At 52.3% G+C, this 18718-nt stretch carries 13 protein-coding genes; 4 read left to right on the top strand and 9 right to left on the bottom strand.

Going from position 1 to position 18718, the window contains the following annotated elements:
* Positions 1 to 4: 4 nt before the first annotated feature.
* Entirely contained in the window at positions 5 to 949 is a 945-nt protein-coding gene (locus tag NST08_RS14165) for an ABC transporter permease (protein ID WP_341341882.1), read from the bottom strand.
* 306 nt (positions 950 to 1255) lie between these two features.
* On the opposite strand from NST08_RS14165, the gene NST08_RS14160 reads away from it, so the two are divergent.
* The 3 genes from NST08_RS14160 to NST08_RS14150 all read left to right on the top strand — a co-directional run bounded on the left by NST08_RS14160 (position 1256) and on the right by NST08_RS14150 (position 5500).
* Complete coding sequence (locus NST08_RS14160; RefSeq protein WP_341341881.1) at positions 1256 to 2926, top strand: sensor histidine kinase; 1671 nt, start codon at positions 1256 to 1258, stop codon at positions 2924 to 2926.
* Positions 2927 to 2929: 3 nt separating this feature from the next.
* Positions 2930 to 4528, top strand: a complete 1599-nt coding sequence (locus NST08_RS14155) for a response regulator (protein WP_341341880.1) — start codon at positions 2930 to 2932, stop codon at positions 4526 to 4528.
* A gap of 177 nt (positions 4529 to 4705) precedes the next feature.
* A complete protein-coding gene (locus tag NST08_RS14150) occupies positions 4706 to 5500 on the top strand; it encodes a nucleotidyltransferase domain-containing protein (protein WP_341341879.1) in 795 nt (264 codons plus the stop codon).
* 310 nt (positions 5501 to 5810) lie between these two features.
* On the opposite strand, the gene NST08_RS14145 is transcribed toward NST08_RS14150, so the two are convergent.
* The 7 genes from NST08_RS14145 to NST08_RS14115 form a co-directional block, all read right to left on the bottom strand.
* Complete coding sequence (locus NST08_RS14145; protein ID WP_341341878.1) at positions 5811 to 8036, bottom strand: ABC transporter ATP-binding protein; 2226 nt, start codon at positions 8034 to 8036, stop codon at positions 5811 to 5813.
* Between the two features lie 23 nt (positions 8037 to 8059).
* Complete coding sequence (locus NST08_RS14140) at positions 8060 to 8587, bottom strand: DUF1854 domain-containing protein (RefSeq protein ID WP_213615379.1); 528 nt, start codon at positions 8585 to 8587, stop codon at positions 8060 to 8062.
* Positions 8584 to 10881: an ABC transporter ATP-binding protein gene (locus NST08_RS14135; RefSeq protein ID WP_341341877.1), complete on the bottom strand. Its 2298-nt coding sequence runs from the start codon at positions 10879 to 10881 to the stop codon at positions 8584 to 8586. The genes NST08_RS14140 and NST08_RS14135 overlap by 4 nt, the downstream gene beginning before the upstream one ends.
* A gap of 72 nt (positions 10882 to 10953) precedes the next feature.
* Positions 10954 to 11727 (bottom strand): alpha/beta hydrolase, encoded by a 774-nt coding sequence (locus NST08_RS14130; RefSeq protein ID WP_341341876.1) that lies wholly within the window; start codon positions 11725 to 11727, stop codon positions 10954 to 10956.
* The gene (locus NST08_RS14125; RefSeq protein ID WP_341341875.1) at positions 11724 to 13271 is read right to left on the bottom strand and encodes a glycoside hydrolase family 43 protein; all 1548 of its coding nucleotides are present in this window, start codon (positions 13269 to 13271) and stop codon (positions 11724 to 11726) included. Before NST08_RS14125 ends, NST08_RS14130 begins: the two co-directional genes overlap by 4 nt.
* A 45-nt stretch (positions 13272 to 13316) precedes the next feature.
* Complete coding sequence (locus NST08_RS14120; protein WP_007130181.1) at positions 13317 to 14357, bottom strand: endo-1,4-beta-xylanase; 1041 nt, start codon at positions 14355 to 14357, stop codon at positions 13317 to 13319.
* A gap of 99 nt (positions 14358 to 14456) precedes the next feature.
* Positions 14457 to 15761, bottom strand: coding sequence for an endo-1,4-beta-xylanase (locus NST08_RS14115; RefSeq protein WP_341341874.1), 1305 nt, complete (start codon positions 15759 to 15761; stop codon positions 14457 to 14459).
* Between the two features lie 308 nt (positions 15762 to 16069).
* Between NST08_RS14115 and NST08_RS14110 the strand changes: the two genes are divergently transcribed.
* Positions 16070 to 16843 (top strand): helix-turn-helix domain-containing protein, encoded by a 774-nt coding sequence (locus NST08_RS14110; protein ID WP_007130183.1) that lies wholly within the window; start codon positions 16070 to 16072, stop codon positions 16841 to 16843.
* A gap of 110 nt (positions 16844 to 16953) precedes the next feature.
* Here the strand turns inward: NST08_RS14110 and NST08_RS14105 are convergent, their stop codons facing one another.
* A complete protein-coding gene (locus NST08_RS14105; RefSeq protein ID WP_007130184.1) occupies positions 16954 to 18618 on the bottom strand; it encodes a glycoside hydrolase family 43 protein in 1665 nt (554 codons plus the stop codon).
* Positions 18619 to 18718 lie beyond the last annotated feature (100 nt).

Below are 18718 nucleotides of genomic sequence, written 5' to 3'. Positions count from 1 at the left end.
CTCCTTAAAAAATTTTGTAGCCGGCGACTTTATAAGCGAGCCGGTACCCGCCGACAATCAGGATCAGCCCAACGACTGACTTGAACAATCCGATCGCAGTGCCGAAGCTGTAATTTCCGCCAACGAGACCGATACGATAGACGAACGTATCGATAATATCCCCTTTCTCGTAAACTAGAGGATTGTAAAGATTGAAGATCTGGTCAAAGCCCGCGTTCAGCACTTGACTGAGCGTCAGCGTAAGAACAACAACAATAGTAGGCACGATCGACGGGAGCGTAATATGCCATGTTTGCTTCCATCTACCGGCACCATCCAACTGCGCTGCTTCGTAAAGGGCCGGATTGATTCCCGCCAACGCCGCCAGGAAAATGATCGAGCCGTATCCAAATTCCTTCCAGACATCCGTTCCCACCACGGTGACCAGAAACCAGTTGTTGTCGCCCAAAAAGAAAATCGGATCGATTCCGAATACGCCTAGAAACCGGTTCATCAGGCCGGACTGCGGATTCAGCAGTTCGATAAAGATGCCGCCGAGCACTACCCAGGATAAAAAGTGAGGGAGAAACACGAATGTCTGGACCGAATTGCGAATCCATTTTTTCTGAACCTCGTTTATCAGCAACGCGAACGTCAATGTGGTGATCGTACCGAAGAAAAGTTTGAGCACGGCGATGCGCAGCGTATTCCAGATCACCTGAACGCTGTCCGGATACTCGAACAGAAATTTGAATTGCTCCATACCGACCCACTTTGAGCCTGTAATTCCCAGATAAGGTTTGTAATCCTGAAAAGCCATGACGATACCGCCCATCGGAGCGTATACGAAAATAAGCGTAAGCAGCACTGCGGGAAGAAGCATGAGATACAGCTGCCAGCTATCCTTTCTTCTTACGATTTTTTCTCTCCTTTTGATGATAGACGTATTTTTATTGATAGCGCTTTCCATCAGTTCCTCCTATTCCTCCTGCACAAGATTCAGGATGTCAGTTAATTTTTATCAACTTTATTGTAAGACCGGCGTTTTGCTTTTTGATATAGAGCGATCTAAAGATAAAATATCTCATTATTAACTTTTCAATAAAAATTCAATGACGCCACCTTATTTCCCGGTTTGAAACTTCTATATAACGAAATCCAAACATCGGTAACGCGATCTTAATATTCGGATCATTTTTTGCTACAGCTCGTTGTAAAAGGCGGGCTGTACGCCTAAAATGAGAAGACAAATACGTCCGTAAAAGGAACCTGCGCCATGCTCAAACAGTATCGAACTTTTTTCAGCATTCTCTTGGTTACACTGCTGTCGACCGTCATCGTCATGTTCATGTATACGTACACGATTAACTCCAGCCTAGACACCGTGCGCAAGGATATTCAGGCGAACAACTTGAATCGGCTGCGCTTTATGACGAGCCATCTGGACCGAAATGTCGAGCAATTGAACATGCTGGCCACATCACTCGAGGCTGACCCCAAAGTGGCTTTGCTCCCGTCTATCAACCTGATGGACAACTACGAGCAAGTCCAATTGATGCTGGATTTGACGGCGAAGATGAATTTGCAGAGCTTTTCGGGAGGCTGGACTAATCAGATATCGATCTATTCCCGGTTGCTGGAGAAATGGATCGGCTCGACGCGTTTGCAGGAAGCACCACCAGATCAGGGCCAGCAGAACGGTTGGAAGCTGGATACGACCGGTTCCCGTTTCATTTACGAGCGCATTCTGGATTCATACGTGATCCGGATCTCGTTCCCGAAAAGCAATTTGAGTGTCATGCTTGACAGTGCAGCCGTAAACGGCAGCGAATCGTTTTTTTATCATCCGGACTATCCCGTTATTGCCCATCGCTCTTCCGATTCGGAACGGGTAAACGAAGTTTTGGCCGCTCTTGCTCCGCAGTTGACCGGACGGACGGAGGGTACCGAAACGATCTTGATTGGCGAGGTCGATTATATGGTCAATTTTCTAATGACCGGAACGCTTGGTTGGTACATGATCGATTATTTGCCGTTGGATCAGGCTCTTCAGCCGATCAAGCAAACGCAAACGTTCTTCTATATCGCTTGCGTTCTTTTGTTCCTCGGTGGTATTTTCACTCTTCTTTTTCTCTACAGGAAGGTGCAGGTGCCAATCGTAACCTTGCTCAAGGGCGTCCGACTGCTCAAGCATGGGGATTTCTCTTTCCGGATCAGGAAAAAAAGCCGCAACGAATTCGACATCCTGTATGAAAGTTTTAACGACATGGCGGCACAAATTGAGGATTTGATCGAAAAGGTGTACAAGGAAAAAATCATATCGCGAGAAGCCCTGATCAAACAGCTACAGGCGCAAATCAACCCTCATTTCCTTTACAATTGCCTGTTTTTCATTGACAACATGACCCGGCTAGGCAACGATAAGGCCGTTATAGCGATGACCAAAAATCTCGCGGAGTATTTCCGGTATACGACCCGGCTCAACGAGCCGATGACAACGTTAGAGAAGGAGTTGGGCGTCGTGGAAAATTACCTCAACATTCAATGCCTGCGGATGGACCGTCTGCATTACGAAATCGACATTCCGGATTCAATGAGAATGCTGCCCGTACCGAAGCTGCTTATTCAGCCACTCGTAGAGAATAGCGTCATTCACGGAATCGAAAAGAAACGAAACGCAGGACTTATTCGCATTACAGGAGCCATAGACAAGACCCGGTACCGGATTATCGTGGAAGACGACGGCAAGGGAATGAACGAGACGGATCTCGGGGATTTGCTAAAACGCATTGAGCAGCCGCTCGACGATTCGATAGGATGCGCATTATGGAATATTCGACAGCGCATGGGCATTCATTTCGAAGCACCGGCCGGCATGGAAATCGAGTCGATTCCGAGCAAAGGGTTAAGCGTCAAATTGTATTGGTCCAAAGGCAAGGAGGGTTGACATATGTATAAATTGTTGATCGTGGACGACGAAGCCTCGGTCGTCGACAGTCTCGCATTGACAATTCCGTGGGACGAGTATGGGATCGAAGAGGTTCATCGCGCGTACTCGGCTGAAGAGGCGCTTAAAGTTGCAGAAAAATCTGCCGTCGATGTCATGATAACCGACATCCGAATGCCCGAGATGGACGGCCTAGAGTTGATCGGGCAAATCCGGCGTCTGTCGCGAAAAATCCGCTGCATCATTTTATCCGGGCACGACGAGTTCGAATATGCTCAGAAAGCGATACAATACCAGACGCTTAGCTACTTGCTCAAGCCCGTCGATATCGACGCCCTAATCGAAAATGTTCGCACCGCCATCGGAGACATCGAACGCGAGTGGGCGGAAATCAGCTCCTTTCAGCGCCTCCAGCATACGTTGCATGCCAACCTGCCGCTGTTGCGTAACCAACTGCTGAACGATCTGCTGCAAAACAGACGGGTTCACCCGGAATTGCTGGAAGAGCGGCTCGCAATGATTGATGTTTCGTTTCGGGAGGGTGATCCGTACCTGGTGATGGTGATTCGCATGGAGGAGGATTTTTCGGGATACGGCCTTCATTCGCTATCGCTTCTCGAATACGCCGTCAGCAACATCGCCGAGGAAGTGTTTCAGGAGTTGTTTGAGCTGTGGCACGGCGTCACCGAGCAAGGGTATCTGGTCTTTTTGATTAAAAGCGAGGATAACGAATCGCTTGTCCGGGTCGATGCATACGCCGTTAAGCTGCAAAATCACGTCCAAAAATATTTGAAAGGCTCGCTGACCGTCTGTTTGGGCAACATCGGAACATTCCCGCTCGATGTGGCAGACTCATATATGGCTGCCGTGAGGGCGATCAATCGCAGCGTGGGGAAAAACAAAAGTTACTTCCTTACGGTGGACGATACGGAAGTGAAAACGGAAGACCGGAGCAAGATCCAGCTATACGAGCCTCCGCTGCTTCCCGTTTTGCTCCAGTCAGGCAATTGGGACGAGGCAATGGCCAAGGTCGGCCGCATGCTGTCGATGAGCGATCCGGCAAACGAGCCTTCCCGCGATCAGCTCTTCACGGTCTTTCTTCATCTTTCTTCCTCGTTCACGATGCTGTTTGAATCCGGGGGAGAGTCGATTGAGGAGCAGCTTGGCGAAGAGTTTGATTTGCTGCTTCGCAAGAAAAGCCAGATTTCCAGACAGCGCATTTTCGAATGGGCGGAGAAAACCATCGGCTCGATCCGGGCGAAAGCCTCCCGCCATCTGGAGGATTCGCATCAGCAGATCGCGTCCAAGGTAAGGGCATTTATCCAGAAGCATCTGGCCGAAGGTATATCTTTGCAGGGCGTCGCCGATTACGTAGGACTGCATCCGGTGTATTTGGCCAAAGTCTACAAGAGCGCTACCGGCGAAACCGTCGGCGATTACTTGTATCGGATCCGGATGGAGCGAGCGGATCACCTACTGCGGAACACGGACATGAAAATTGCCGAAATCAGCTCGCAGCTCGGTTTTCTGGCGGCACCCCATTTTATTAAGATTTTCAAGCGGCATTACGGAAGTACGCCGCAGGAGTATCGGAACAAATAAGATTCGCTATGTGACATAAATGTAAAAAAAGCTGATGTTTCAGTCATCCAAATTTTAATTTTTTGTAAGCGCTTGTCGTGTTGTGTCGTTCCGGGCATTTTGGCGCATTTCCCCATAGTTCGGGCTATTTTCCTGTTGTTATACTGAAAATAATAACACGATCAAGGGGGAATAACGATGTTCGACCATCATAAACGGGCTTTGAACAAACTGACGGAAGCGTTGCGGCAGGACTCTTCCATTCTGGCCATTATTACAACAGGTTCCGTTGCACAGGGGACAGCCAGAGAATCGTCGGACGTTGACGTATATTTGGTTGTCGACGACGAATCGTATGCCGAACGCAAAAAATCACACAACTTGGCGTACATGAACCACGACAAGGAAATTTGCGATTACGAGGGCGGGTACATCGACGGTAAGATTATCGATCTCCGATTCCTAGAGCAAGCGGCCGAACGTGGCAGCGAGCCGACGCGGTATTCCTTTGTCGGATCTAGAGCATGGTTTTCGCGAATACCGGATCTGGATGCGCTACTCGCGCGAATTCCGGTGTATCCAGAAGCCAATCGCGACCGAAACATCCGGGATTTTTTCGCTCAGATCGTTTTGTATGGCTATTATTTCGTGGATGAAGCGGTCAAGAAAGACAACCCTTATTTGCTTGCCCATTCGGCCTGCCAGATCGCGTTTTTCGGCAGCCGCCTCATTCTTGCCCATAATCGCATCTTGTTCCCTTGTCACAAGTCGTTAATGACAGCCGTCGAGAGCGCACCGGAAAAGCCGGACGGTTTTATTCAGTTGGCAAATGACATGCTGAGAAACCCTACGGATGAGAAATGCAAAGCTGTTGCGGGAATGTTGCTCGGTTTCGGGATTCCTGGCTTCGATCCTCAGCTTTCAACCACTGTCTTCATGGAAAACAATGAATGGAACTGGCTTGATGGGGAGCCTCCGCTCAGCGATCGGTAAATCATAACGCCGATTAAGGCGCAGCGCCAATAAGGAAAAAGCAAGAGGCAGGATGATCTCTCGGAGAGCCTGCCTCTTTTTATTCCTTCTCTGACTTTAATGGTTTTTCGAAAATAAACCAGATGATGTTCACGACTCTCAAATATGGAAACATCAGTTTGACTGCAAAGTAATGAACGCCGAATTCAAGCTAAAGCTTCTTGCTTTGCGCAAGTTCAACAGCTTTGGCAAACAGCATCCCTGAGTTGTGATTGAGCTCCTTATAACGTTCATTCAAATGATTTCGCTGCCACGCCTTACACCGACCTGCCTATACTTGCGGCGATACCACCGCGGACGATCCGCTCTTGCGGGACATGCTGCGCTGGGCGGTGATCAGCTTATAATAGATGCCCCGCTTCTCCATCAATTCGCGATGCGTGCCGATTTCCGCGATCCGCCCCTTGTCGAGAACGACAAGTCGATCGGCATTGCGCAGGGTAGAGAGACGATGCGCGATCGCGATCGTCGTGCGGTTTTTCGTCACCCGTTTCAAGGCCTCCTGGATGGCCGCTTCCGTCTCGATGTCAAGGGAAGCCGTCGCCTCGTCCAGAATGAGGATTCGGGGATCGTTCAGCACGGCGCGCGCGATCGCTATGCGTTGACGCTCGCCTCCCGACAAATTGTTCCCGTTCTCTTCGAGCCTCGTGTCGTAACCGTCGGGCAAGTTGATGATAAAATCATGCGCGTTGGCGATTTTGGCCGCCTCGATTACCTCTTCCGGTTTCGCGCCCGGCTTCGAGTACTGAATGTTCTCCGCAATCGTCCCGCTGAACAGGAAGGTCTCCTGCAGCACAACGCCGATCTGCGAGCGCAAATCCTCCTGCCGGATCATCCGGATATCGATGCCGTCGATCCGTATCTCCCCTTCATTGACATCATAAAAACGGGAAATCAGGTTGATCGTCGTCGATTTTCCCGAACCGGAATGACCGACGAGACCGATCATTTCCCCCGGCTTTACGGTGAGATTGATCTCCTTCAGAACAGGCTCATACGATCGGTAACCAAAAAAAACGCCCGAGAACTCGATCGAGCCCCGAATCCGGTGCCCCACTGCGTCCTTTGCATCGATGACTTCCGGCTGTTCGTCGATCACCGAGAATACGCGATGCATCGAAATGACGGCATTCGCAATCCAGCGCGGCATGAACATCAACCAGGAGATCGGCCCGAATATCATTGCCGCATAGGCACTGAACTGGATCAGCTCGCCTACGTTCATTTCCCGGCCGATAATCATGTAACAGCCGATCATGAGGACGAGATATTGCCCGATCTGAATCAAATAATTTGAGATGGGCGATAAAATGCTGTACAACTTCTCGCTCTTGATCGCGGCAGCGGCGAATTCACCGTTGTATTCCCGAAATCTGCGGATCTCCCGCTCTTCCTGGCCGAACGCCTTGACGACCCGAATGCCGCTCAGGACATCATGAAGGAACGAGTTCGCCTTGTCGGAGATACGCCACTGCTTGTGAAACAGCTTGTGCAGCACGTGTCTCCAAATATAGTAGTGCAGATAAGCAACGAATGGCGCCGGAAGCAGCACGATCAGCGCCAGCCGCCAATCCGCCGAAAAGAGCAGCGTCGCTGAAGCGATCAGGATGATCAGTTGGTAGATGGCCGTCGTGCACATCTCCTGAATCAAATGACGGATGCGGTCCGTATCGGCCGTCACCCTGTTCATCAGGTCACCCGCCCGCTGCGACGTCAAAAATCCGAGCGACATACTCTGAATCCGATCGAATACCGTTTTGCGCAAATCGGCCGCAATGCCCGAACTGACGCTGGCCATGATCCGATTTCTGGCGATGCCGAGCAGCTCGCCGAAGGCCAGGGTGAACAGCATCCCCGCAAGCGCAAGGATGAACACTCTAACGCTCGCTTCTTGCCCGGCAGGGGGCACCAGCGCAGCGTTGACGAGCAGCTTCTGGAAATAAGGTCCCGCCATCGCCAGCGCCGAAGCGGCGATCAGGACGCCAAGCCCGAGCATCAAGCTACGCCAGTGACTTCTCGATACAAGAAGCAGTCGTTTGAAAGCGGCTGACTTGCTCATACAGCGGGGACATACCCGCGTACCCGGGACGAGCGATCGTCCGCATGCCGCACAAACCGGGTCCGCTTCGTCATGATAAATACGGACGGGGCGACTGGCGGCCATGTCGTTCAAGATTTGGGCGATATAGCCGTACCTTGCCGCATGCTGCATCGTCACCCTGACGACGATTCGCTTCGTCTCGTTCTCCGTGGCTTCGAGCACCGCATTGCCAACAAACGGCACCAGCTTGTAATCGCTGGCCTCCGCGATGACCCCGTGATCCCGCACCTGGCCGTCTTGCACATACGCCCACCTGCCGCCGCCGATCGCCAGATAGCCCTCCACCCGCCGTCCTTCCAGCGACAGGTCGGCCGGGACGCAATAAGCGATCTCCCCTCCGACGATTTGGCGTACCGCCGCTAGATCCTGATCTGAGAGCGTGAAATTCAAATTCATCGATATTCCTCCGTTGCCGTCGTTTACATTCTCATTTCGATCATTCGGTATTCCTTGTCGCTCAACTGATCCACCTGCGGAATGACGAAGCGGTTTCCGTCGACGTCGGTGATCAGCAGGCGGTTCTCCGCCGCGAACTTGACGTTGCCGCTGCCGTTTCGCACCGTAAACCGGCACAGCCCGGCCGTCGTTGCAACTTCCCAATAGGAATAGCCGAACTCCTCGCTTACGGCAATGACCTTCGTAATTTCCGGCGTAAAATAACGGATCTTCATCTGCCTTTCGATCAGGGAGGCCGTCCCCTGCGGAAAATCGTCAAGATGGCGGATCATGCCGATCTCCTTGTTGTCCGCCGTTCGAATCGACAAGAATGAGCGCTGGTTCGTATGCGGGAAGGAGCAATGCACGTATACCGGCGAATGCATCTCACCTCCGGTCCGGACCGACAGCATGCGGCCGCTTGTCTCCATAAACTCCGAATTGCCCGGCGTTAAATATCGGATGCCCGCCGCATCCGCCAGCTCCATTCCCCGATGTTCTTCCATCCTCATGCGATGATTTCCCCCTTCATTCTGAGCGCTTCATCATGTTTGCGGACGAGTTCCCGATAGACGCCCTCCATCGCCATCAGCTCTTCGTGCGTGCCCGCTTCGACGACAACGCCTTTATCCATCACAACCAAATAGTCGGCTTGCCTTAGCGTGGACAGCCGGTGTGCAATCGCGATCGTCGTCCGTCCTTTGACAAGCGAATCGAGCGCCTGCTGGATTTGCAGCTCCGTCTCCGTATCGAGCGATGCGGTCGCCTCGTCCAGAATGAGCACCTTCGGGTTGTGCAGCACGGCTCTGGCGATCGACAGCCGCTGCTTCTCCCCGCCGGACAAGCTATAGCCGCCCGTACCGACCTCCGTATCGTAGCCGTCGGGCAGCTTCTCGATGAAATCATGCGCGTTCGCGATCTTGGCTGCATGCAGGATGTCCTCAACCGAGCAATCGGGATCAGCGTATGCGATATTTTCGGCGATGCTGCCCGAGAACACATAGACATCCTGTGAGACGATCCCGATATGACGCCGCAATGAAGCTGACGAAAGATCCTTGACATTGACACCGTCGATCCGGATTTCTCCCTCGGTTACGTCGTACAATCGCGACACCAGATTGACGAGCGTCGATTTCCCCGCCCCCGAATGGCCGACGATGCCGATCATCTGCCCCGGCCTCGCGCGCAAGGACACTTGTTTCAAAATCGGTTTGTTCGGCTCGTAGCCGAACGTGACGTTATCGACTTCAATATCGCCTTTCATCGCCGGCAACGTAACGGCGCCAGGACGCTCTGCTACATCCGGCACGGCGTCCTGGATCTCGAAGATACGCTGCGCCGCCGCCATGCAATTGGACCACCAGCCGACGATATTGTTCATGAACTGAATCGGCCCGTACAGCATCATCATATAGTTGACGAACGTCAGCACAGTGCCGAACGACATCCGGCCTTGCATCACGTACCAACCGCCGAACGCCCAAATCAATATCCCGCCCGCTTGGGTCAGAAAATTGAGAATCGGGAACACCGTTCCGCTCAATTTGTTGAAACGCTGCTCGGCCACGGAGAATGCATCGTTCGACCGCTGAAAGCGGCTGATCTCCACCTTTTCTTTACCGAATGCCTTGACGACCCGCGAGCCGCGAACCGAATCGCTGATGATTGAATTCAGAGCGCTTACTTTGCGGTGTCTCCGCCAGGACAAGCGCCACAGCTTCGGAAACGCGCTCCGGACAAGCCATAGTACCAGCGGCATCGGCAGCAGGCAAATCAGCGTAAGCCGCCAATCCATCCACAGAAGCACGGCGGTGATGCCGATGATGTTCATCGCGTTCACGATGAAATAAGAAAGCCCGTCGACGAAAAAATATTGCAATTCCTGAGCGTCGTTGTTCACTCTGGTCATCAGATGGCCGGTTTGCCTCCGCATGAAAAAATCGAGCGATAACCGCTGCAACGCGGTAAATACAGCCGTTTTCAAATCGAATGCGACCTTGGCCGCCAGCTTTGCGATGATGGTGCCGAACAAGATTCCGAATAACAGCGATAGCGTACGGAATGCCAGAATGATCACAATGACGAGGCCGATCCGCCCCGCGAAAGCCCCATTGCCGGCAAGCGCCTGATCAAATAGCACCGTGCCTTGAAAATAAGGAATTACGAGACCGGTCACCGAGTTCAGCAGCATAAACAACACGATAAAAAAGATGGACAGCTTGTACTTGCCTGCAAATGACAGCAAACGTGCGAAGACGGCATGTCTTTTCATGCATTTCGGGCAGAACGGCCTGCCTTCTTCAGAGTAGATCAATCCGCATGTCGGGCAGGAAGCCCCATGCGATTCCTCATCCTGTTCGAAGGCCTCAAAGGGCTCGTTCTTCTTCATTTTGTCGAAGGCTTGCGCAAATCGGACAGCCTGTTTCATTTGACCGCTTGTGAATGCGCCGATCACTCGCTCCTCCTGCTCCTTGGCGACGACCATGCCGGAAGCGACCAGATTGACGATGGTCAAGGCTTCAAGTCGTTCAAGGGGAATGCGCTCCCATGCCCAATCGACGGAACCGTCTTGCACCAGCTTGCCAGTGTCCTTATGCCGGCCGGCTGCATATCCCGAAAACGTCTTCTCCTTCGAAATGCCGCTGCTACGGAAGATGTGGAGTGATTCCCGGGACAAGATGAGATAACTGTCTGCAAAGCCGCCATCCGGCAACCGGTCGCACTCCATCCAGTACACCAGATCAGCGGCCTTTGTACCGTTTCTGTCCAGCATGGACATGATTTCCTTCGGCAATATCGTCATGTTTATACCCTTTCGTTCATTTGGCTGAAAGTAAAAAGCCCGGCCAATAAGGCGCAAGGCTTCCTTCTTACATTAGTTATCTTTAAATAGGAGCTGCGAAAAATGATACAAATCGTTCTTCCATACGGACCAATCATGTCCGCCGCTTTCCTCATACCACACATGAGGAACGCGATGCTCCGATAAATACGCATGTGTCCGATCGCTAATCGGCTTAAGATTGTCTTCATCGCCGCATGACAGCCACAGCAATTTGAGTAATGCCGACGCTTCTTCCGGATTCGGGACGAGCTGTTCCGGAGATTTCGTATTGGGAGCCGGGGAAAAAGCGCCGATCCATGCGAAACGGTCGAGATGCTTCAAGCCGATATTTAAGGATTGCCCCCCGCCCATCGACAACCCCGCAATCGCACGGTTTTCCCGACCTGCGGATACCGAATAACGCGACTCGACGAAGGGAATCAGATCATCAAGCAAATCGTATTCGAACGTCTCGAACGCTTTCACTTTGTCCGGATCAAACAGGTCCCCTTCCGCCCGATCGTTCGGCATCGCACGTCCATTGGGAAAAACGACGATCATGGGCGCGAGTTTCCCGTCCGCATATAGATTATCGAAGATCGCCTGCGGATCGGCATGACGGTACCATTCGGTTTCATCACCTCCAATGCCATGCAGCAAATAAAGCACGTTGTACGTCTTATCTTCGGCATACCCTGGTGGCGTATAAATCAGCGCCTTTCGAAAGTTGCCTACCGTTTCGGATGCATATTCCACCGTTTCGATTTTCCCCCTGTCGATATGTTCCCGATGCCGGTCGTATCCGGCCGGAGCCTTCTCCCTCATGTTCCTCTCCCCTTCAGTACATTGGTAGCGGCTTTTTCGTAACGAAAATAATCGAAGTCGGCATGGCCGCCGGTTTGCCAGGTCGCATAATAATAAAGCCCGATGCGATAACCCATAAAGTGATCCAAGGTATACCGCATGTTCAGCTCACCGCCGATCTGCATCCATTCGGCCCCATCGACAGAATAATGAAAGGAGGCCACATCTTTGCTGTTCTCAAAATCAAAATCAATTCTCAAATGCACTTCACTGCCGCGATACCGAACCGTTTCCAGCTCCTTCTCCCTGCCGCTCCCATCGTTCACGCTCATCGCTATGAACTTGTGGCCGTTCTCCGCGACCTTGACGCCGACGGTGCCGAAATGGCTTTGCAGGGCAACAAGCCCTGCATGATCGCCGGGCTTCATATGCTCCGTGTCCAATAAGACAGTCCCCGTGCATGCCGGCCCTTCCGTGCGCTGCGTCAGCGTATTCCGGGCCTGCAGCACGCCAGCCGGTGCCAGGCTTCCTGTTGTCAGCCTTAGGAAACCGGGACGTTCGGTCACGGACCATAACCGATGATCCGGGTTATGGTTCCATTGCCAATTCAGAGCCAGCTTATTCGATTCGTATTCGAATTCATCGCTGATCACGAGCGGCTTCACAACGGCTTGCGGCAAGTCGACCTCAAACCGTTCCGGCACCTTGCCTTCGATGCCGAACACGGGCCAATCCTCCTCCCAGGCTACCGGGACCAGGCAAGGGATTCTCCCGACGGCATCATGATCCTGGAACAGCATCGCGTACCACTTGCCATCCGGCGTATCGAACATCCCGCCTTGGGCGATTCCCTTGTTATGGTAGCCGAGATCATCATCCAATACGATTCTTCGTTCATAAGGGCCGAGTAGTTCCCGTGACCGGTAACAGATTTGTCTGCGCCGGCCGTTGCCGAAACCTGCCTTCGGCCATTCGATGAACAGCAAATAATAGTAACCGTTGATGCGGTAGGCATGGCAGCCTTCGCAGCGCAATCCGATGCCCTCCGCTTCCGTTTCAAAGAGCCGCTGATGAATTCCGTCCGACTTAAGGGCCGCTGCATCGGCAGTCAGCTCGGTAATGTAAATATCCCCGTTGCCGTAGATCACGAACACCCGGTCATCATCAAAAAGCAGGCCCGGATCATGCCGTAGTCCATCGATGACGGAACGCTGCCACGGCCCCTGAACGATATTATCTGTGCGGTACACGTGAAATTTCCTGGTATCGTTGCTGGAGAAGCAAACATAGAATGTCCCCCGGTGATGGCGCAGGCTTGCCGCCCAAGAGCCTTGCCCGTAGATATTCTTGCCGCCTTCCAAACGATGGGCCTCGTTGTCTTCGAACGTATCGTATACGTAACTAACGACTTCCCAATGCATCAGATCCTCGGACCTCATGATCGGGCAGCCCGGCATCGAATGCATGCTCGTACTGACCATATAATAGGCGTTCCCTACACGGATGGCATCCACATCCGGCACGTCCGCCCAAATGATCGGATTCGTGACCTGCGTCTTGTTCATCTGATGGATTCCCCTTTCAACCTATGGCGACAGCCGAAATACGACTTACGAACGTATCTCTTGGAATGTTCTTTCGGGATTGGCTTCCTTCAACAGGTTCCAATAGGATTCCTTCGGAAGATGGTTCTCGTCGAAGACGAACGGCCAATTTTTGCGGCCCCTTACCGGAAAATGATCCAGCCAGGTATAATCGTCCGCCGCTCCCCAGAAGGTCACGGAAGTGACGCTGCCGCTGTACTCTTTAAGCAGACGGAACAATTGACCGTAACGCTCCGCCTGGCGCTGAAGCATTTCTTCGGTCGGCGCCGCCAGATCGGTCCGCTTATCCTCATGCGCGAATACGGATACGTCAAGCTCCGTGATATGCAGCATCATCCCAAGGCTTGCATATCTTTCGATTGCCCTGCGGATATCGTCAAGCGCTGGAAACTCCAAATTCCAGTGGGCCTGAAGCCCGACGCCGTGAATCGGCACATCCTGCTCCTTTAACGATTTAAGGAGCGTGTAAATCTTCTCCCGCTTCTCGGGCACGGATTCGTTGTAATCGTTATAAAATAGCAGCGCTTGCGGATCAGCCTCGTGCGCGTATTCGAATGCCTTGGCGATAAAATCCTCCCCGATCGACGCAAGCCACGGGGAGGAACGAAGCAGATTGCTTCCACTGTCGGCAATGGCTTCGTTTACGACATCCCAAGCATAGATATCTCCGCGATAACGGCCAACGACCTCATCGATGTGCGATTTCATCCGAGCGAGCAGCAGCTCGCGGCCGGCTGTCCCACCGGAACTGTCTTGAAACACCCATTCCGGCGTCTGATTATGCCATACGAGGGTATGTCCTCTCACCGACATTCCGTTCGATTTGGCAAACGATACGATCTGGTCGGCTTGCTCGAATGTATACACCTCTTCCGATGGGTGCAATCGCTCGAATTTCATTTCATTTTCTGCCGTAACGCTGTTGAAGTGGTGTGACAACAATTCCTTTTGGGTCACCATCGTAATTGGATTCACGGCAGCGCCGATCTTGAAACTATTGCCGTAAGCTTCATGGAGCTTGGGCAGCCTTTCCATGCTTCTTCTCATCACTCGGTCTCTCCTTATCAACGTTATTTCGTAAGCGACATAAAGCTATGGGCATTAAATCCATATATGTTAGCCCGGCTAAACGGGGACGTCCGTTTATCACTCAGTTCTCGCCGCCTTAACAACGGTCCAGAACGCCGGTTTGGGCTGATGCTGTCGGTCGAACAGCAAAGGCGCATTGGTACGTGCGACCGGAAAACCATGAAGCCAGGTATGGTCGTCGGCGATGCCCCAAAAAACGACGCCGCTGAGGATGTCCTTGTTTTGACGGAATGCTTTGAATAGCTCGCCATACCGATCGGCTTGCAGGTTCAGGATTTCTTGCGGGAGATCTTGGCCGTAATCACTGCGGTCATTCCACGCATAAATGCTCATATCGAGCTCGGTGACGAGATTGTCGAGGCCCAGCTCCGCGAATTTTCGCATCGAGGCGATGATGGAATCCACCGATGGACCATAAATGTCAATATGCGTCTGATGTCCAACCCCGTCGATCGGAACACCTTGCTCCAGCAAATCTTTCACCAGCTGAAACAAAAGGTCCCTTTTCACAGGGTTATCCGTGCCGTAATCGTTAATATATAGCTTTGCTTCGGGTCCTCCGGCTTCCCGAGCAGCTCGAAATGCCGTTGCGATGTAATCGGTACCTGCTATTTTATACCATTCGCTCGCGCGCATTCCGTCCGGATCCCCCGGTTCAATGACTTCATTCACTACGTCCCAAGACGTAATGTCGTCCTTATATCGGCCGACGATCGTCCTTACGTGGGTATCCAGGCGTTCAAGCAGCAATTTTTTGTTCGCTTCCTGTCGCTTGGGATCTGTCTCATCCACCATCGGCTTGCCTTCCGCATCTTGGAAAAACCATGGCCCGACTTGGGTATGCCAGACCAGCGTATGGAAACGGACCTGCATGTTGTTCTCCTTGGCAAATTCCACGATCCGGTCGGCATTTGTCCATATAAATTGGCCTTCCGACGGCTGGATCGCATCCGGCTTCATGACGTTCTCCGCCACCAGCCAGCGGACATGCTTCTTCAGCAATTCCGATGAAGGACCGCTCGTCTGGTTCGGTTCGATCGCGGCGCCGATCGGAAAATCCTCCTCAAAGAGTTCATGCAGCGAGGGAATATCTTGCGCTAAGGACTGTTGTGTCTTCGACTCAGTTGACGCAGTTTGATTAGTGCCGGCAGGGGGTTCGGCATTCGGTTTTCCGTTCGACGCATCGGAATCCCCTGTTAGCTCCGCTGCTCCTTCCCCCGGTTTTCCTGGGGCCTGACTTTCGGCGGGGGGCTTGTCACGGCTGCCCATTTGGGGCAGGATTAACAGGACAACGACGGACGCTGCTACCGCAGCTGCCACTGCCGTGGCCGCCCATCGGCCGCGTTTAGGCATTCGAAGCAAAGCATGACCTCCTTTCCACTTCGAGCAAGTGATAGGGCCCCCGCTATGGGACCCGGCCCGAATAAATCATAACTCCATATTAGCGCTTACATTTTATTGAAACAACCTGCCAAATTTGGGATCGTTCACCCGTCCAATCTCGGGTTGCCAATGTTTCTTCCGCGTACACAGGCCCCTTATATTTCTGTAAGAAGTAAATATCGGTTAGAAATATAAAAATCGGCACATTGCGATTCGGGTTTCCGTTCCCCATAATGTTATCAAACCGTATGAAAGCGTTATTACAACGAAGTTGGGGGGAAGCTTTTGTGCACGATGTTCTGTTTGTTGATCTGGAATCCCATGATGAAGCAACACCGGGAATCCGGCCTGATTGGAATGAGTTGAGATGCTCGCGGTTCCGCTGCGTCAGGTCCTCCTCGTCCGCCATGCAATTCATTGCTTTGGAGCCTTACACCTTGGTGATTATCCATGCGCTCGGTTCAGATTCCGAAGGTATGGAGTTATGCGCAAACATCCGGTCCGTAAGCCAGGTTCCCATCATTGTTACCGGAGGCAGCACGGATTTTTATTGGACCCGGAAAGCCTTGCAGCTGCAAGTTCATGATTATCTGCCTGCACCGTTCACGGTCGAAGAGCTCAACACTTGCTTGCGGATGATCTCGCCGGCAACCCATTCCGGTGACGGGCATCCGGATAATAGATTGTCCCATGTCCATGCGGAAAAGGAGGATCAGGTCATTCAAGAGGTCAAGGAATACTTGAAGGATTCGATGTACCAAAACATCACCTTAAAAGAAATTGCCGAGCGGATGCATTTCAACTATTCCTACTTGGTGCAGAAGTTCAAGTTCCACGAGAAAATGACGTTTAACGAATATCTGCTGCAGCAGCGAATGGAGAAAGCGAAATTCTTGCTGACGCATACCGACATGAAGATATACGAAATCGCTGACGCGGTGGGTTACAACGATATGGACTGGTTCTATAAAAAATTCAAGACTTATGCTGGCGTAAGCGCTAACATGTATAGAAAATTGCATGGATCCCGTACGGTTCCCGTTGCCTCTGGCCAGCACTAACTTGTACGTACATTTTTACCTGATGCACCTAAAAAGGCGCTGCTTGATACGCGAGCGCCTTTTTAGCTTGCCATCGTCACATTATGAATGGACGGGCTGTATATATGCCGTCACAACTCGAATTGCCATGCTTCAAAATCAAATAACTTCTGATCCTGCTTTCCGGTAAATACGAAGTAAAGATGATGGATGCCGGATGCGCCTGAAACTTCAATGGATATTTCCTGACGCTGCTTCACACCGGATGCTGGCGGTACGTTCACTGTGCCGATCCGTTCTCCTTCCGGATGATCCAGCCGAAGCTCCAGGCTTCCTCCTCCTTCCACTCCCGAGACCCAAGCCGTGAACGCGGATGCTCCTTTTCCGAAATCAACATTGGCCACTGCGATCCAATCCCGGTCGTGGATGTCCGTGACCGTCAATATCGGGCTGTCCTGCGAGTCTTCAGCAGCAGTAGACGGATTGACTTGAATTCCGGCATTCCATGCCATCGTTACTGCCTCCGTTCGCTGGAAGGGATTGTGCGGCTGGACCCCCTTCACGCCTTCCATGTCAGCGTCTATCTCCCGGATGCTACCGTCCGTCTCGAAATAAACGCGGTTCAGATGGGTTGAGCGATAGCCTTTCGGAACTCCCATGGATTTTGACAACGTTTGGGCGTGATAGGCAATATACCAGTTCTGTTGGAACTGAAAGATGGCGTGATGATTATTCCCTCCGACCCCGAAGAAATGCCCGGGATTTTTCAAAATGGTCCCTTGATACGTCCATGGGCCCATCGGATGCTCACTGACCATATAGGCGATTTCGCCGGGAGGCGGACTGTTCTCCGGCCGCGTTCCTTCCGAGAAATTGGAGCAGTACGTATAGTAATACTTTCCGTCAAATTTGTTAATCCCTGAATCCTCGAACATATAAGGAGCCGGAATCGTGACGGCTTCGCCAAGCACGCTGATCATATCGTCGCCAAGCTGCATGACGCGAGCCGTATTCGGCATTTCGGCTTCGCCTTCCGGAATGCCGCCGCCAAAGTAGATATAAGCTTTCCCGTCGTCGTCAACGAGCACGGCGGGATCAAACAGCCACGTGACACCTTCCACGCCCGGCGTGTTTCTTGTGATCAGCGGCTTTCCGATCGGATCCGTCCACGGGCCAACAGGGCTGTCGCTCGTCAGCACTCCGATGCCGCTGGCATTGTTGGCAAAATACAAGAAGAAGCGGTCCTCGCCGTCAATCACCTTGTGCGCGGCTGCTGGCGCCCACGACTGCGTTGCCCATGTGGCAGCGCCGGTAGGTCCTGCGACCTGGATTGCTCCGTGATCGGTCCAGTTGACCAGGTCCGAGGAAGAGATGACGGACAGCTTGTTGATCGTGCTGTAGCTGTTGTCCTTGACATCCCCGTCACCGTCATACTCCAATGCGTCGTACGTGTTATATAAATAAACACGTCCGTCAACTGCCAGCGCATAGGGATCCGCGCCGAATTTATGGGAGACGACCGGATTCCCGTTCGGCGGAATCTTACCGATTGCGGCCGCAGCCTCCCCGCGGGTACTGTCCGCATCCCGGCTCGCAACATTGCCGCTGCTTACCTGGTCCCTCATTTCAATTCCTGTTTTGCCGGCTTTCATTTCATCACTCATCTTGTCACTCAGCTCCTGGTTAAACATTTTTGGATCGTCTTGGCCACGACTCGCTAGGTTTGCAAAAACAACGATTATGCAAACGAAAGCAAATACGGTAGATATGACCAGTAACGGCTTTCCGGGCTTCATCCCTGAACACGCCCTCCTTCATCGTTACTTGGTGACCTGTCATTCCGATCTGGTCAGTCCCAATGCGGGTCGACATGAACGGAATTGTTCGTAAAAAGTG

Origin of the sequence: Paenibacillus sp. FSL K6-1566 (genome assembly GCF_038050475.1) — a bacterium.
GTDB lineage: Bacteria > Bacillota > Bacilli > Paenibacillales > Paenibacillaceae > Paenibacillus_AQ > Paenibacillus_AQ lactis.
The sequence above is the reverse complement of the archived record's forward strand: the minus strand, read 5'-3'. Positions and strand labels throughout refer to the sequence as shown.

Excerpts from the sequence above, each read along its gene's own strand:
- NST08_RS14135 (WP_341341877.1), bottom strand. The coding sequence starts at position 10,881 with ATGACGATATTGCCGAAGGAAATCATGTCCATGCTGGACAGAAACGGT.
- NST08_RS14165 (WP_341341882.1), bottom strand. The coding sequence starts at position 949 with ATGGAAAGCGCTATCAATAAAAATACGTCTATCATCAAAAGGAGAGAA.
- NST08_RS14160 (WP_341341881.1), top strand. The coding sequence starts at position 1,256 with ATGCTCAAACAGTATCGAACTTTTTTCAGCATTCTCTTGGTTACACTG.
- NST08_RS14105 (WP_007130184.1), bottom strand. The coding sequence starts at position 18,618 with ATGAAGCCCGGAAAGCCGTTACTGGTCATATCTACCGTATTTGCTTTC.
- NST08_RS14150 (WP_341341879.1), top strand. The coding sequence starts at position 4,706 with ATGTTCGACCATCATAAACGGGCTTTGAACAAACTGACGGAAGCGTTG.
- NST08_RS14140 (WP_213615379.1), bottom strand. The coding sequence starts at position 8,587 with ATGAGGATGGAAGAACATCGGGGAATGGAGCTGGCGGATGCGGCGGGC.
- NST08_RS14155 (WP_341341880.1), top strand. The coding sequence starts at position 2,930 with ATGTATAAATTGTTGATCGTGGACGACGAAGCCTCGGTCGTCGACAGT.
- NST08_RS14125 (WP_341341875.1), bottom strand. The coding sequence starts at position 13,271 with ATGAACAAGACGCAGGTCACGAATCCGATCATTTGGGCGGACGTGCCG.
- NST08_RS14120 (WP_007130181.1), bottom strand. The coding sequence starts at position 14,357 with ATGAGAAGAAGCATGGAAAGGCTGCCCAAGCTCCATGAAGCTTACGGC.
- NST08_RS14130 (WP_341341876.1), bottom strand. The coding sequence starts at position 11,727 with ATGAGGGAGAAGGCTCCGGCCGGATACGACCGGCATCGGGAACATATC.
- NST08_RS14145 (WP_341341878.1), bottom strand. The coding sequence starts at position 8,036 with ATGAATTTGAATTTCACGCTCTCAGATCAGGATCTAGCGGCGGTACGC.